General features: G+C 62.0%; 14 protein-coding genes. 6 read left to right on the top strand and 8 right to left on the bottom strand.

From position 1 onward, the window contains the following. Positions 1 to 12: 12 nt before the first annotated feature. A complete protein-coding gene (gene ndk, locus YUU_RS0112160) occupies positions 13 to 435 on the bottom strand; it encodes a nucleoside-diphosphate kinase (RefSeq protein WP_027522612.1) in 423 nt (140 codons plus the stop codon). A gap of 294 nt (positions 436 to 729) precedes the next feature. On the opposite strand from ndk, the gene YUU_RS0112155 reads away from it, so the two are divergent. The 3 genes from YUU_RS0112155 to YUU_RS0112145 all read left to right on the top strand — a co-directional run bounded on the left by YUU_RS0112155 (position 730) and on the right by YUU_RS0112145 (position 3,349). Continuing rightward, positions 730 to 981 carry a hypothetical protein gene (locus YUU_RS0112155; RefSeq protein WP_027522611.1) on the top strand — a complete coding sequence of 84 codons (252 nt, stop codon included), beginning with the start codon at positions 730 to 732 and terminating at the stop codon, positions 979 to 981. 275 nt (positions 982 to 1,256) lie between these two features. Further along, a complete protein-coding gene (locus YUU_RS0112150; RefSeq protein WP_027522610.1) occupies positions 1,257 to 1,439 on the top strand; it encodes a hypothetical protein in 183 nt (60 codons plus the stop codon). A 47-nt stretch (positions 1,440 to 1,486) separates the two neighbouring features. Further along, the gene (locus YUU_RS0112145; RefSeq protein ID WP_027522609.1) at positions 1,487 to 3,349 is read left to right on the top strand and encodes an ABC-F family ATP-binding cassette domain-containing protein; all 1,863 of its coding nucleotides are present in this window, start codon (positions 1,487 to 1,489) and stop codon (positions 3,347 to 3,349) included. Between the two features lie 149 nt (positions 3,350 to 3,498). Here the strand turns inward: YUU_RS0112145 and YUU_RS0112140 are convergent, their stop codons facing one another. Both YUU_RS0112140 and YUU_RS0112135 read right to left on the bottom strand, forming a co-directional pair. Further along, positions 3,499 to 4,872: an epoxide hydrolase family protein gene (locus YUU_RS0112140; protein WP_027522608.1), complete on the bottom strand. Its 1,374-nt coding sequence runs from the start codon at positions 4,870 to 4,872 to the stop codon at positions 3,499 to 3,501. Continuing rightward, positions 4,869 to 5,519, bottom strand: a complete 651-nt coding sequence (locus tag YUU_RS0112135) for an isochorismatase family cysteine hydrolase (RefSeq protein WP_027522607.1) — start codon at positions 5,517 to 5,519, stop codon at positions 4,869 to 4,871. Before YUU_RS0112135 ends, YUU_RS0112140 begins: the two co-directional genes overlap by 4 nt. Positions 5,520 to 5,688: 169 nt before the next feature. Between YUU_RS0112135 and YUU_RS0112130 the strand changes: the two genes are divergently transcribed. Then, entirely contained in the window at positions 5,689 to 6,195 is a 507-nt protein-coding gene (locus YUU_RS0112130) for a helix-turn-helix domain-containing protein (protein ID WP_035662091.1), read from the top strand. A gap of 183 nt (positions 6,196 to 6,378) precedes the next feature. Here the strand turns inward: YUU_RS0112130 and YUU_RS0112125 are convergent, their stop codons facing one another. The 5 genes from YUU_RS0112125 to YUU_RS50720 form a co-directional block, all read right to left on the bottom strand. Next, a complete protein-coding gene (locus YUU_RS0112125) occupies positions 6,379 to 6,894 on the bottom strand; it encodes a hypothetical protein (RefSeq protein WP_156944243.1) in 516 nt (171 codons plus the stop codon). A 31-nt stretch (positions 6,895 to 6,925) separates the two neighbouring features. Further along, on the bottom strand, positions 6,926 to 8,182 hold the full coding sequence (locus tag YUU_RS50730) for a tetratricopeptide repeat protein (RefSeq protein ID WP_084801412.1): 1,257 nt from the start codon (positions 8,180 to 8,182) through the stop codon (positions 6,926 to 6,928). 121 nt (positions 8,183 to 8,303) lie between these two features. Beyond that, positions 8,304 to 9,587 carry a serine hydrolase gene (locus YUU_RS50725; RefSeq protein ID WP_051389711.1) on the bottom strand — a complete coding sequence of 428 codons (1,284 nt, stop codon included), beginning with the start codon at positions 9,585 to 9,587 and terminating at the stop codon, positions 8,304 to 8,306. 121 nt (positions 9,588 to 9,708) lie between these two features. Continuing rightward, a complete protein-coding gene (locus YUU_RS0112110; protein WP_027522604.1) occupies positions 9,709 to 10,062 on the bottom strand; it encodes a hypothetical protein in 354 nt (117 codons plus the stop codon). Between the two features lie 76 nt (positions 10,063 to 10,138). Continuing rightward, complete coding sequence (locus YUU_RS50720) at positions 10,139 to 10,495, bottom strand: hypothetical protein (RefSeq protein ID WP_051389704.1); 357 nt, start codon at positions 10,493 to 10,495, stop codon at positions 10,139 to 10,141. A 440-nt stretch (positions 10,496 to 10,935) separates the two neighbouring features. Here YUU_RS50720 and YUU_RS50715 point away from each other — a divergent pair, with 440 nt between their 5' ends. Together YUU_RS50715 and YUU_RS0112095 are read left to right on the top strand one after the other, a co-directional pair. Continuing rightward, a complete protein-coding gene (locus tag YUU_RS50715) occupies positions 10,936 to 12,249 on the top strand; it encodes a histidine kinase (RefSeq protein ID WP_198031737.1) in 1,314 nt (437 codons plus the stop codon). Next, the gene (locus YUU_RS0112095) at positions 12,246 to 12,929 is read left to right on the top strand and encodes a response regulator transcription factor (protein WP_027522603.1); all 684 of its coding nucleotides are present in this window, start codon (positions 12,246 to 12,248) and stop codon (positions 12,927 to 12,929) included. The genes YUU_RS50715 and YUU_RS0112095 overlap by 4 nt, the downstream gene beginning before the upstream one ends.

The raw sequence follows: 12,929 nt of genomic DNA, 5'->3' as shown, positions 1-12,929 counted from the left end.
GCGTCCTTCCGATCAGCCGACGATCTCGTTGCCCGAGAAGAACTGGGCGATCTCGATCACGGCCGTCTCGGGGGCGTCGGAGCCATGCACCGAGTTCTCGCCGATCGACTTGGCGTAGAGCTTGCGGATGGTGCCGTCGGCCGCCTTCGACGGGTCGGTCGCGCCCATCGCCTCGCGGTACTTGGCGATCGCGCCCTCACCTTCCAGCACCTGCACGACCACCGGGCCGGAAGTCATGAACTCGACGAGCTCGCCGAAGAACGGACGGGCCTTGTGCACGGCATAGAAGGTCTCGGCCTGGCCCTTGGTCATGCGGATACGCTTCTGGGCGACGATGCGCAGGCCCGCCTTCTCGATCACGGCGTTGACCGCGCCGGTCAGGTTACGCTCGGTCGCGTCGGGCTTGATGATCGAGAAGGTGCGTTCAATCGCCATGGTTCTATCCTTGAGAAGGGGGGTGATTTGGAGTTGCCGGGCTTATATCGGCGCTATCGGCGAACGGCAAGCGACCGGCGATAAGGGCTTCACGGGCGGCTCGCCGCGGGGCCGGACTCCTGAATTACGATAATTTCACCGAGATGAACCCAATCTGCACGGCACGTTCAGGCCCCGGTTCAGGATCACGGGCCTAAGGTCGACGCCATCGAGACGCGTTCTACCCTTCATGAGGCGTTTCGGCGGCCATTCCATCGACGCGCAGGCCCGCGCCGGCAGTTTTGAGGAGATACCATGTTGAGGAAACTTTCGCTTGCTGCAGTCGCCGCGGTCGCGCTGGGTGCCGCGCTGGCTCCGACCTCCGCCTCCGCCCATTGGCATGGCGGCTGGGGTGGCTGGCATGGCGGCTGGCACGGCTACGGCTGGGGCGCACCGCGCTTCTATGCCGGCGGCCCCGTCTCCTACGGCTATGGCGGCTGCTATGTGCGCCAGCTGGTCCCGACCCCCTGGGGACCCCGCTGGCGGCTGGTGAACCGCTGCTACTGAGCCCGTCAGCACCTTCCGAGAGAACTACCCAAGAGAACTTCCCAAGAGAACTTCCCAAGAGAACTACCCAAGAGAACGACCAGAAGAAGCCCCGGCGTCCCCCGCCGCCGGGGCTTTGCCTTGGATGATTTGCCTGGGCTGATCTGCCTTGGGCCCACATCACCCCCGTTCATACAATTGTTACGAGAATGGAAGGCGGTCCCCATTGGGGCCGAAACTATTTCGCGGTCAGTGACTTGGTAGGGTGTCCTTGCTTTTCACGATGGAACCCCGTGATGCCTCGCCAATCCGCCAATGACAGCGAACAGATGGACCGGCGGACCAGCCGATCGATCTGCGACGCCATCGGCGAACGGCTCCAGCAGAGCCTTCGGCCCGAGCCGCGGCTTCCGACTTATCTCGAGCACCTCGTGAACGAGCTGCGCAAGCGGGATCGCGACGGCGATCCGCAGAACTAGGCATAAAACGGGGTTGCGTTTGCCTCGCGCTGCGGTGACAAGGCCGCATGCTCACCATCACCGACCTTTCGGTCCGCCTCGCCGGACGCCTCCTGATCGACCAGAGCTCCGTGCAGATCACGCCCGGCTCACGTGTCGGCCTCGTAGGACGCAACGGCACCGGCAAATCGACGCTGTTCAAGGTGATCCGCCGCGAGCTCGCCGCCGAGCATGGCTCGGTCACGCTGCCGCCGCGCTGGCACATTGGCAGCCTCGCACAGGAGGCGCCTGACGGCCCGGAAAGCCTGATCGAGGTCGTGCTCAAGGCCGACCTCGAGCGCGACGCGCTGCTGCGCGAGGCAGAGACCGCGCACGACGCGCACCGCATCGCGGAGATCCAGACCCGGCTGGTCGACATCGATGCGCATTCGGCCCCTGCCCGCGCGGCCGCGATTCTCTCAGGCCTCGGCTTCTCGGCCGCAAACCAGCTTCGCGCCTGCTCGGAGTTCTCCGGTGGCTGGCGGATGCGCGTGGCCCTCGCCGCGACGCTGTTTGCAGCGCCCGACCTGCTGCTGCTCGACGAGCCCACCAACTATCTCGACCTCGAAGGCACGCTGTGGCTGGAGGATCACCTCGCCCACTATCCGCGCACCGTGATCGTGATCAGCCACGACCGCGATCTGCTGGAGAGCTCGGTCGACCAGATCCTGCACCTGGATCGCGGCAAGCTGACGCTCTATCGCGGCAGCTATTCGTCCTTCGAGGAGCAGCGCGCCGCGCGCGAACTGCTCGATGCCAAGCAGGTCAAGCGCCAGGAGGCCGAGCGCGCACGCCTGCAAGCCTTCGTCGACCGCTTCAAGGCCAAGGCTTCGAAAGCGCGCCAGGCCCAATCGCGCGTCAAAATGCTGGAGCGTCTGAAGCCGATCACGGCGCTGGTGACGCAGGACGTGCACGAGATCAGTTTCCCGCCGCCGGAGAAGACGCTGTCGCCGCCGATCATCGCCGTCGACAACGTCTCGGTCGGCTATGATCCGACGATACCCGTGCTGAACCGCGTCACCTTGCGCATCGACAATGACGATCGCATCGCGCTCTTGGGCGCCAACGGCAACGGCAAGTCGACGCTGGTGAAACTGCTCGCAGGCAAGCTCGCGCCGTTCTCCGGCAGGGTCACACGGGCCGACAAATTGTCGATCGCCTACTTTGCGCAGCACCAGCTCGACGAGTTGAACGAGGATGCCTCCGCCTACGACCACGTCCGCAAGCTGATGGGCGATGCACCCGAGGCCAAGGTGCGAGCGCGCGCCGGCGCGATCGGTTTTTCCGGCAAGGCGGCCGACACCAAGGCCGGAAAACTGTCCGGTGGCGAGAAGGCGCGCCTGCTGCTCGGCCTTGCGACCTTCTTCGGCCCCAACATGATCATCCTGGACGAGCCGACCAACCATCTGGACATCGACAGCCGCGCCGCGCTCGCGGAAGCCATCAACGACTTTCCCGGCGCCGTCATCATGGTCTCGCACGACCGCTACCTAATCGAGGCCTGCGCCGAGCGGCTCTGGCTGGTCGCCGACCGCACGGTGACGAACTACGACGGCGACCTCGACGACTACCGGCGCGTGGTGTTGTCAGCAGCAAGCGCGGACAACAGCCCGCGCGAGCGCAGCGCGCCAGCCGAGAAGCCGCAGCGCGCACGATCGGACAATCGCGGCCCGCTGAAGAAACGCATCGCCGAAGCCGAGGCAGAGATCGCGCGCGTCAGCGAGATCATCGCCAAGATCGACACCGCGCTCGCCCTGCCCGACATCTTCACCCGCGATCCCAAGCAGGCCGCGCAGCTTTCGAAAGCACGCGCCAACGCCGCCGACGCCCTGGCACGTGCGGAGGAGCAATGGCTCGAGGCCAGCGCGCAGTATGATGAGGCGGCGGGTTAGAGGCTCTCCGCGGGTGCGCGCCAAACGAGGCTCTCATCAAAATCTGAAAAACAACCCCATGCAAAGTAGAGGTATCAAATTACCTCAACGGCGACCTGATTGGGGGAACGCTCCCGAACATCGGTGCGCATGGCGCGCGCCGCCGAGTCTCAAGTTGCCTTGCGAAGAGGCCGGAACGCGTCGCGGACCTCCCGGCTGAAGATCTCGGGCTGCTCCCACGCTGCAAAGTGACCGCCGGCTTCGGCCTGATGGAAGTAGATCAGCTTGGGATAGGCCTTCTCGGCCCAGTTCCGGGGCGCAACAAAGCTCTCGCCGGGAAATGCTGTCACGGCGGCCGGGATCGGGACGTTGGCAGGCAGATAAAGGTTTGTCTTGTTCTCCCAGTAGAGCCGCGCAGAGGAAATCGCGGTGTTGGTCACCCAGTACAGCGTGATGTTGTCGAGCACGTCGTCGCGGGTCAGTGCTCCCGCGGAGTGCCCGTTGACGGCGCGCCCAAGCACCGCCGATTGCATCGCCGAGGCCGGCTGCGCAAAGCCGTCGCCGTGGTCGAGCAGCCAGGCCGCAAGGCCAGCTGGCGAATCCGTCAAGGCTGCCAGCGTTTGCGGACGCGTCCCCATGATCTGCGCATAGGCGCGCCGCTTTGCGAATTGAATCCTGAGCTGGTCGAAGGCGCGTTTTTCATCCGGAGCAAGATTGTCCGGAGCGGGATTGCCCGATGCAACCGCCTTGAAGATCTCGGGGGGAACGACGCCGGGCAGGTTGACGTGGATGCCGAGCAATTCCGGCGCGCCCAGCTTTGCCATTTCATTGGAGACCGGCGAGCCCCAGTCGCCGCCCTGCGCGACGAACCTTTTGTAGCCGAGCCGCTTCATCAGCACGACCCAGGCGCGCGCGATGCGCTGCGGATCCCAGCCCGTCGTGGTTGGCTTACCCGAGAACCCGTAGCCGGGCATCGAAGGAATCACCAGATGGAAGGCGTCTTCCGCGTTGCCGCCGTGCGCAGTCGGATTGGTCAGCGGATCGATGATCTTCATCTGCTCGATGACGGAGCCAGGCCAGCCATGCGTCACGATCATCGGCAACGCATTTTCATGTTTAGAGCGGACGTGAATGAAGTGGATGTCGAGCCCGTCGATCTCGGTGATGAACTGCGGCAGGGCATTGAGCCGCGCCTCGACTTTCCGCCAGTCGTAATCGGTTTGCCAGTAGCGGACGAGGTCCTGCAGCATAGCGAGCGGCACGCCCTGGGAGTCGTCGGCAACCGTCTCTTTCTCAGGCCACCGGGTCGCCCCAAGGCGACGGCGTAGGTCGACGAGATCGGCTTCGGGAATATCGACGTGGAACGGACGGATCTCGTCGTTCGTTGCGGCCGGCGCCGGACGTATCGCAAACAGGTTGACGACGCCTGCAGCGGCAAGTCCCGTGGCAGCCCCGACGAGCAGCTTGCGCCTCTCATGATCGATAGTCTCATGGTTTGGCTGCACTGCGGCGATTGCAATTGGGTTCTGTGATTGCGTGGTCATTTGGCGGGTTCCTCGGAATGAGCTGCGGTGGGCAACGCCGCGATGACTTCGGTGGTTGTCAGAATCGCGTGGGCGTAGGTCGGGCCGTTCAGCTCGTGAGCGGCATGCATCATTTCGTGGGTGAAAGCGGCGGTGGCGTCGCGCACCAGCGTGACGTGATAACCGAGCTCCATGGCGTAGCGGGAAGTGGACTCGATGCAGGTATTGGCGAGCAGCCCTACCACGATCACGTGGGTGATCCCCTTCTGCTTCAGCTGGAAATCCAGGTTGGTGTTGGCGAAGCCGCTTTGACCCCAATGTTCGCTGGCGACGATATCGCCTGGTTTTGGCGCGAAGTCAGGATGCCACTCGCCGCCCCATTCGCCACGCGCGAAGTGGTGTACCTGCATGACCTTCCGCTGCGTGGGGTTGGGATGGTCCCAGTGCTCATAGTCGCCCGGCTCCCACCGTCGGTGCGGGACGATGATGACCTGGACGCCTGCCGCACGTACGGCGCCGTCCAGCCGACGCATGTTGTCGAGCAGCCCGACCTCATCGGCGATCGGCTTGATGCGTGGATAGATCTTGCCGCCCTCGGACAGAAAATCATTGTATGGATCGACGAAAAGCAGACCGGTTCTCCCGCGTGGATAGATGGTCTCGGTCATTGTCGCCCCTCCAGCTTCATGTCGACCTTGCTCCCTTTTGTGCTTGCGGTGGTCATGGTTCGCTCCTGTGGTGACGAACCGGGCGCCAAAGGCGGCCCGTTGCAATTGAACCGACGCCGTCCCATGTTACTATGGAATTCATAGGCACAAGCGCGATGAAGCAAACGTGATGAAGACGATGAATGACAACACTGCTGACCAAACGCTCTGCCCCGTGGCACGCGCCGAGACAGTCGTAGGCGATCGCTGGACCGTATTGATCCTACGCGAGCTGTTCATGCGGATGCACCGCTTCGAGGAGATTCAGGCGCAGACGGGTGCGACACCGCAAATGATCGCGGCGCGACTGAAGAAGCTGGAAGCGGACGGGCTGGTGAAGCGGCGTGTCTACAACAAGCGGCCGCTGCGTCACGAATATCAACTCACAAAGAAAGGCGAGGCCTTCTATCCCGTGATCCTGGCGCTACGCGCCTGGGGGGAGACCTGGTGCAAGTCGCCGAGGGAAGGCCGCGCAGTGAACTTAACGCATCTCACCTGTGGCAAGCCGGCCGGCCTTGGTCCAGCCTGCGAATCCTGCGGCAAACCGCTTCATCGCGAGGATCTGGTCGCCGAGCGGGCTCCCAAATACCAGCGAGAGCGCGAGGCGCGGTGGGAAGCTTTCAAGGCGAACCGCTAGATATTCAGCACCCGCGCGATGGCGTTGCGTCATTCCGCTCCCATGCTCTTCGGACTCACAAGAAGCATCACGTGAGGTTCGAAGGGCCATAGCGGGCCACCCATCGATTCAGTTTGACTGCTCGCGCTACCGTTGAATCGCCTCGTAGCGTGCATTCGCCTCCTCGAACAGGCGGCGCCGGCGCTAGCGTGCCAGCAGAGACAGCCCGACACCGACGACGATCAAGATCATCATGACGAGTGTCGGCCGCACAGGTGTTGGCGCGCCGGGCCGGAACGTCCGCAGCGTGGTGGCGACATACAACATCGGGATGAGCGCGGCAGCCGAGATGGTCAGGATTGCCGACGGTGCCCAGCGCGCACCCTCATGAAGCGCAAAACACAGCCACAGCAAGGTGACACCAAGCGTAGCGAAGCCGCCCCCAATGATTTTCAGCATACCGAGAATGACGGCCTGAACTCCGGGATCGAGTTCGGCGAACGGCTTTCTGGCCACGACGGCATGATACGGCAAATATGCTTCGCGCCGCATATACCTCACGCCGAACAAAATCCCGCCGAGTGCAACAACAAGCACCGCCGCCAGCGCACAATTCAACATTTTCGAATACGAGCCCCGTTTATTTAAGTGGATGATGGTACACCGCACAACGGCGTGAACAAGACACGCGCTGACAAAACCGATGGTACTTGCAGACATCCTTGCTGCAAGCGGCTTCGCGCCACGCTCTTCAGAATCCGAGCACGTGGAGCTGTTGCTTGCTGATCTGGTCGGCCGGGTCGATCGATTGCGCCTTGCGGAAATCGGCGATCGCATCAGTGCGGCGGTTTTGCGCTTCATAGGTGAGGCCGCGGTTGTTGTAGGCCTCGACATAGGACGGATTGAGCTCGATCGCTTGCGTGTAATCGGCAATCGCGTGGTTGCGGTCGCGCTTCAAAACGTAGGCTTTGCCGCGGGAGTTGAAAGCGTTGAAGTCCTTGGGGTTGATCGCGATTGCCCGGTCATAGTCGGCGATCGCGTCATCGATCTTGCGCAGCCCCACATTGGCATTGCCGCGATTCCAATACGCCACACCGTTCCTTGGATTGATGCTGATCGACTGGTTATAGCCGGCGATCGCACGGCTATATTCCTTCAAGCCTTCGTAGGCGACGCCGAGACAATTGTACCCGCCGGAATTGTTGGGCTCGCGCTTGATGACCTCGCTGCAATCCGGAACGGCCAAATCGTATTGGAAATTGTTGCTGTAGGCGACGCCACGCGAACTGTAGAGCCAAACCAGATTTGGATCGAGCCTGATGGCCTCGCCGTAGTCTGCGATTGCGGGCTCCCATCCGCCTTTTTTCGTGATCAACCTCTTTCTGAAGAGCGCTTGACCCCGTTGACCGAAACCAAAGGCGTATTTCGGATCGATGGTCACCGCCTTGGTGAGATCGACGACTGCCTGGTCGAATTCGCCCTTTTCCATGCAGGCCATGCCGTGGCGGGCATAGGCCCACGCGTCCTTGGGATCGACCCCGATCGCCTCGGCGTGGTCAGCCAGGGCTGCGTCGTATTCATGCAGACCGTAATAGGCGACGCCACGGTTGTTGTAGGCCCAGCCATATCCGGGATCGATCCTGATCGCCTCGGTGCAATCGGCGACGGCCGCGTCGTGGTCCTCTTTGCTCTCGTAGGCCTCACACCGGTGAGCAAAGGCCCAGGCGTCTTTTCGGTTGAGCTTGATGGCCTCGCCGTAGTCGGCAATCGCGCGGTCGAAATCCCTCCTGTTGAAGGAGCCGCGGCCTCTGTTCTTGAGTGCCTCGACGCGTGCTGCCACCGACTCGCTTGCATCGTCGATGATGCGGCTGCATGCCGTGCCCCCGACCTCGGGCTTGTCGGCGCTGGCGGCGCACCCGTCCCGGTCGGCCAGCGTGGCGGCCTGCACCGGCATCGCAAGCAGGAGACTCATGCAAACCAGCAGTCCACCTGATCCACGCGCTGCCATGCTGGTACCCTCCGCCCGGCGATCCGGCGCGACGCGTCCGGACGTGGGGACTTTAGCCCCAAAGGCAGGCCATCTGCCATCGACAACCGATGTCCGCTATGGGCCCACAAGATGGGGACGCTTATCGCGCGGTGCGACCGAGCTGGTCCACCACGGCCAGCCACAATGCTATAGTCTCTGCTGACGCAGTCCTATCGACCGCTTCGGGACGCACAGCTGTATGCACCATCACCAGCTTGGTCCCAGGATCTACAAAGATCATCTGGCCGCGGATGCCGAGCAACACGAACCGGCGTTCGGCGCCGGGCAGTAGCCAGACCTGATAGCCATAGCCGTAATACTTCGTGGCCACACCAGGCGCGAGATGGGCGTCGGTTGAACTCACCGTCGTCGCATCAATCAGCCATTGGTGTGGAATGACCTCGCGCCCATTCCACACGCCGCCATGCGCCAGTAGGCGTCCAAAACGGGCGTAGTCGCGCAACACGGCGTTAAAGCAGCAAAAGGTCACCTCCTGGCCGGTTCCGTCGATCGCCCACGAGGCATCGGCTTCGGTGCCGATCCGCTGCCATATCTTCTCACTGAGGTAATCCGCGACTGGAGTGCCGGTCACCGAGCGCAGGATGAGGCCAAGGATCTCGGTCTCGGAACTGGCATAGTGCCATCGCGTATCAGGCGGCGCGACGCGAGTATTGAACTGCGCGATGCTGACCACAGGGGCCTTGCCGGGACGGCCGAACAGATCGCGCCCGAGACGCGCAATATCGTCCTGTCCATCGTACCGCTCTTCGAAGTTGACACCGGAAGACATGTGCAACAGCGAGCGGATCGGCGTCTTGCCGTACTCGGTACCTGCGAGTGCGGTGACATAGGTGGCGACGTCGTCGTCGATCGATTTGATGACACCGTCGGCCACAGCGATTCCGATCAGCATCGCAGTAATGGTCTTCGCCATCGACTGGGAGAGAAAGCGATCGTGGTCCGATCGCGCGTATTGATAATGTTCGTATAAAATAGTGTCGTCTCTGGCGATGAGCAGTCCGGTCGTCGGCTGCCGTTCAAGATAATCCGCGATCGTGCGGCGCTCGCCGCCAAAGCTGTAGTAAATCTCGGGTTCGGTGGCGCGCTGAAACGACCAGGATGTGGCTGCACGTGCAACGATGCGCGCCGGTGTCAGTTCGTCAAAATGACTATAGGTCGCCACGAGATGCCGCATCTCTGCGCCGGTCGACAATGTGCCAAGGGGATATCCCTCATCAGCGCCGTAAGCGGCCGCATCATGACCGGTGTTCGACAAGACCGGTCCGGCAGCGGCACGCTTGGCGGCTTCTTGCGCACTTGCGATGCCGAAGGTCGCGAGCACAACCATCGCGATGATCGAACCCCGCCCTGTTGCCCTGTTCATCGCCGCCTCCGTGTTGCGCTGCACTAGCGCAGCTCTTCCATCAAGGCACGACTTCCGAGATGGGTCAAAATGCGATCTGCCGGAGAGGACGCTTTTTCGCGTCGGTCCGGCGCTGGACGCATCAGGTCATGCTGCCCGGTATGAAACAGCGGACACGGGGATGGCCGTCGATGTAGTACTTCCAGACCATCGTCCGTCCGGCGAGGTTGGGTTGCGTGAGGAGAGCGCCGTCCGGCACCAGAACCCATTCGCCATCGATGCGGACGCGATATCGCCCGTGATCGGACTCCCAATCCGGTTCGGAGACCACGTAGCCGTCGGAATCCTCACAGCACTTCCCGAATTCGCTCTCCAGGCTTTCGAACCAGGGTTTCAGCGGGGAATTCGCGTAGCGGCCGTCATCTCGCGCGAGCGCCGCGGTCGTGAACAGCAGCAGCAGACAGATCGAAACCGTCGCCTGCCTCATCGCCAGCATGTCTTCGCCTCCGCGATCTGGTCTCGGCTCAATGGAAGACTTCGAGGCCATCGAGCGGCCTTGAAGCGGTGTGTGCTCAATCAGCGGCACAAAGCGCAGCGCCAGTCGCGCCTATTGGCAAGCCAGGCGGCGTCAAGCCAACGGTGATTGGTTCTCGAATACCAACCGTGGCCTGAACCATTTTCGGGGCTTTCGCGCGCGGAGTGAGGACCGCAATCTGATGAGGAGAAGCGGGCATACCAGCTAACATTAGCTGCGCTGTAGCCGAACTCTCCTCAACATGGGCCGATCCCACCACCGCGACCTGGTGTCGGGAGATCGGGAAGCCCATGAGTTCAAAAGTCGGAAAATTCAGGCTGCACGCGCCGGCTTTGTTGCTCCATGTGCCTCCGATGGCGGCGACGGCAATGGTGATCACAAATAGATTTTTCATGATGACATCCCTCCTGGATCAGAGTTCGTCCCACCACGAATTTCACAGTCATCCTGCCTCAAATCATCAATGCATTATGGCGAGGAGAGACGGGTAAGCCGCCCCAAGCAAGGATGGGACCGGGCGCCTGCTCCTCAACGGTCGTTTCATCGGGACCGCACGCGCAGCATCTGACAGACCTTCAATCAGGGAAACGGCGGACTCCATGCGAGGCCCTGGGAAATTTGCCCGACGTGGAACCAAACAGTATCGAGCGGCGAGCAGATGCTGTAATCTGCGCAAAGCATTACGGGCCCCTCGCCATGCGGAAGATAAGGCTTCTTCGGCACCGGCCGGTCATCGATCTCAAATGGTCGCTGTTGAGGCAGGTAGCGGCCGTTGCGCTACTCTGTTTTCTTGGCGGAGCAGCGGTCTCCGTCTACCGAGCGGGACAGGAGACATTGAAGGCCAATCGCGCAGTAGGCGATACTGTCGGCAGGTTTCTGGAAATGCCGATTGCATTCCATCCCGACATGCGGAATTTCTTCGGAAGGCGCTTCGACCTGCAAGGACGCTTTCGTCAGTTGGATGGCTATCTCGACCAGGTGATGAGCCCCGGTCAGTGCGTGCGGCTCCATGAAGCCGGGAAGGATGTCATCTCCAGTTGTCTGGGCTTCCGCAGCCAGGTGGACGAGGCGCCGGCATGGTTTTCGGCTGCATATCAGCGGGCGGTCGGCAGTCGTATGACTTACGAGCGTCCCATCGGGTACCAAAGTCATGTATTTGGCTCGGTCGTCGTCAGCACGGACCCGTCAGCCGTGACGGCGCGCGCGTGGTCCGAGATCTCACGGATGCTCGGCCTCTCGGCAGCGACAATCGGCGCTCTTGGCACCCTGGTGTATTTTGTCGTCGAGCGCGCGCTGCGTCCGACGAGAGATGTCGTCAGCGGGCTCAACAGGTTGGCTGCGGGCGATCTGAAGTGCCGTCTTCCGCCCTTCCGACTTGCCGAGCTGCAAAGAATACGCGGCGTCTTCAACGATCTGGCGAACACCCTGGAAGTCGCGACTTCCGAGCGCGCCGAGCTTGCGCGACGTCTGGTGGAAGCCCGCGAGCAGGAAAGGCGTCACCTCGCACGGGTGCTTCATGACGAGCTGGCCCAGAGCCTCAGTGCCATGAGTGCGACGGCGGCTTCGATCAAGTTCACCGCCACGACTGATTGTCCATCTCTTGTCGCCGAAGCTCAGGCCCTGACGGAAACTGCCGGCAATATCATGAAGGGGCTTCGCAGGACCGTGCAAGAGTTGAGACTGCAGGAGATCGACGACGTCGGCCTGCTCACGAGCCTCGAGGGATTGATCGGCGATCATAATCGCCGCTGTTGCGGGAAGACCCGGTTCTTTCTCGAGACGCACGGCGACCTCGACGCGCTACCCCCGGCGATTACCGTTCACGTCTTTTATATCGTTCAGGAGGGTCTCACGAACGCGGCGAAGCATGCGCAGGCGGCCAACGTGCGTGCCGTGGTGCGGATCGACCTTGCCCAAGGCGGTGCGCCACGGTCAGGCAGCGGCTTGGTCGAGGCAACGGTTGAAGACGATGGAGCCGGACTAGCGCATGAGATCAGGAGAGAGACTGGCTTTGGGCTCGGGCTGATCGGGATTCGCGAGAGGACGCTCGCGCTGGGTGGGCAGATGAAAGTCGTGTCGAGGCCAGAGAAGGGCCTCATCCTCAGCGCCATCATTCCCGTTACGAATGCCCGGGGTGCAGCATCATGACGCCGCGAAGTATCAGCGTCCTGCTTGTCGATGACCACGCGGTCGTACGTGAGGGATACCGTCGGCTTCTCGAAAAGCATGAGGGCATTACAGTAGTCGCCGAGGCCGCCGATGCGGCGAGTGCCTATCAAGCCTATAAGAGCAAACAGCCCGATGTTGTGGTGATGGACGTTTCATTGCCAGGTCGCGGCGGTATCGATGCCATTCGCCAGATACGTCAGTGGGATCCGGCAGCGCGCCTGCTCGTTTTCACCATGCATTTGAGCGCGACATTCGCTCTCCAGGCCTTCAGGGCCGGTGCAAAGGGCTTTGTCACAAAGAGCAGCCCGCCCGAGCTGCTCGTTAGCGCGGTACGTGACGCCGCTGCCGGCCGTGTTGCCATCTGCCCCGAGATCAGTGAAGCCCTTGCGAGGAACAGCTTGCAGGACGATGCAAGTGCCGTCGATAGTTTGTCTCCACGTGAATTCGAGATCCTGCGCATGCTGCTCGCTGGCCGGTCGGCCGAGGAAATAGCCGCCGCATTCAATCTCAGTCCGAAGACGGTCTCGAACTACCACTACGCCATCAAATCGAAGCTCAGCGTTTCTTCCGATGTCGAGCTTGTGCTTTTTGGGCTGCGAAGCGGGTTGATAACGCAAGTTGACGAGCGCGAGCACGAGGACGGTCTCCGATCGGCCTAG

It is taken from the genome of Bradyrhizobium sp. Ec3.3, assembly GCF_000472925.1.
GTDB lineage: Bacteria > Pseudomonadota > Alphaproteobacteria > Rhizobiales > Xanthobacteraceae > Bradyrhizobium.
The sequence above is the reverse complement of the archived record's forward strand: the minus strand, read 5'-3'. Positions and strand labels throughout refer to the sequence as shown.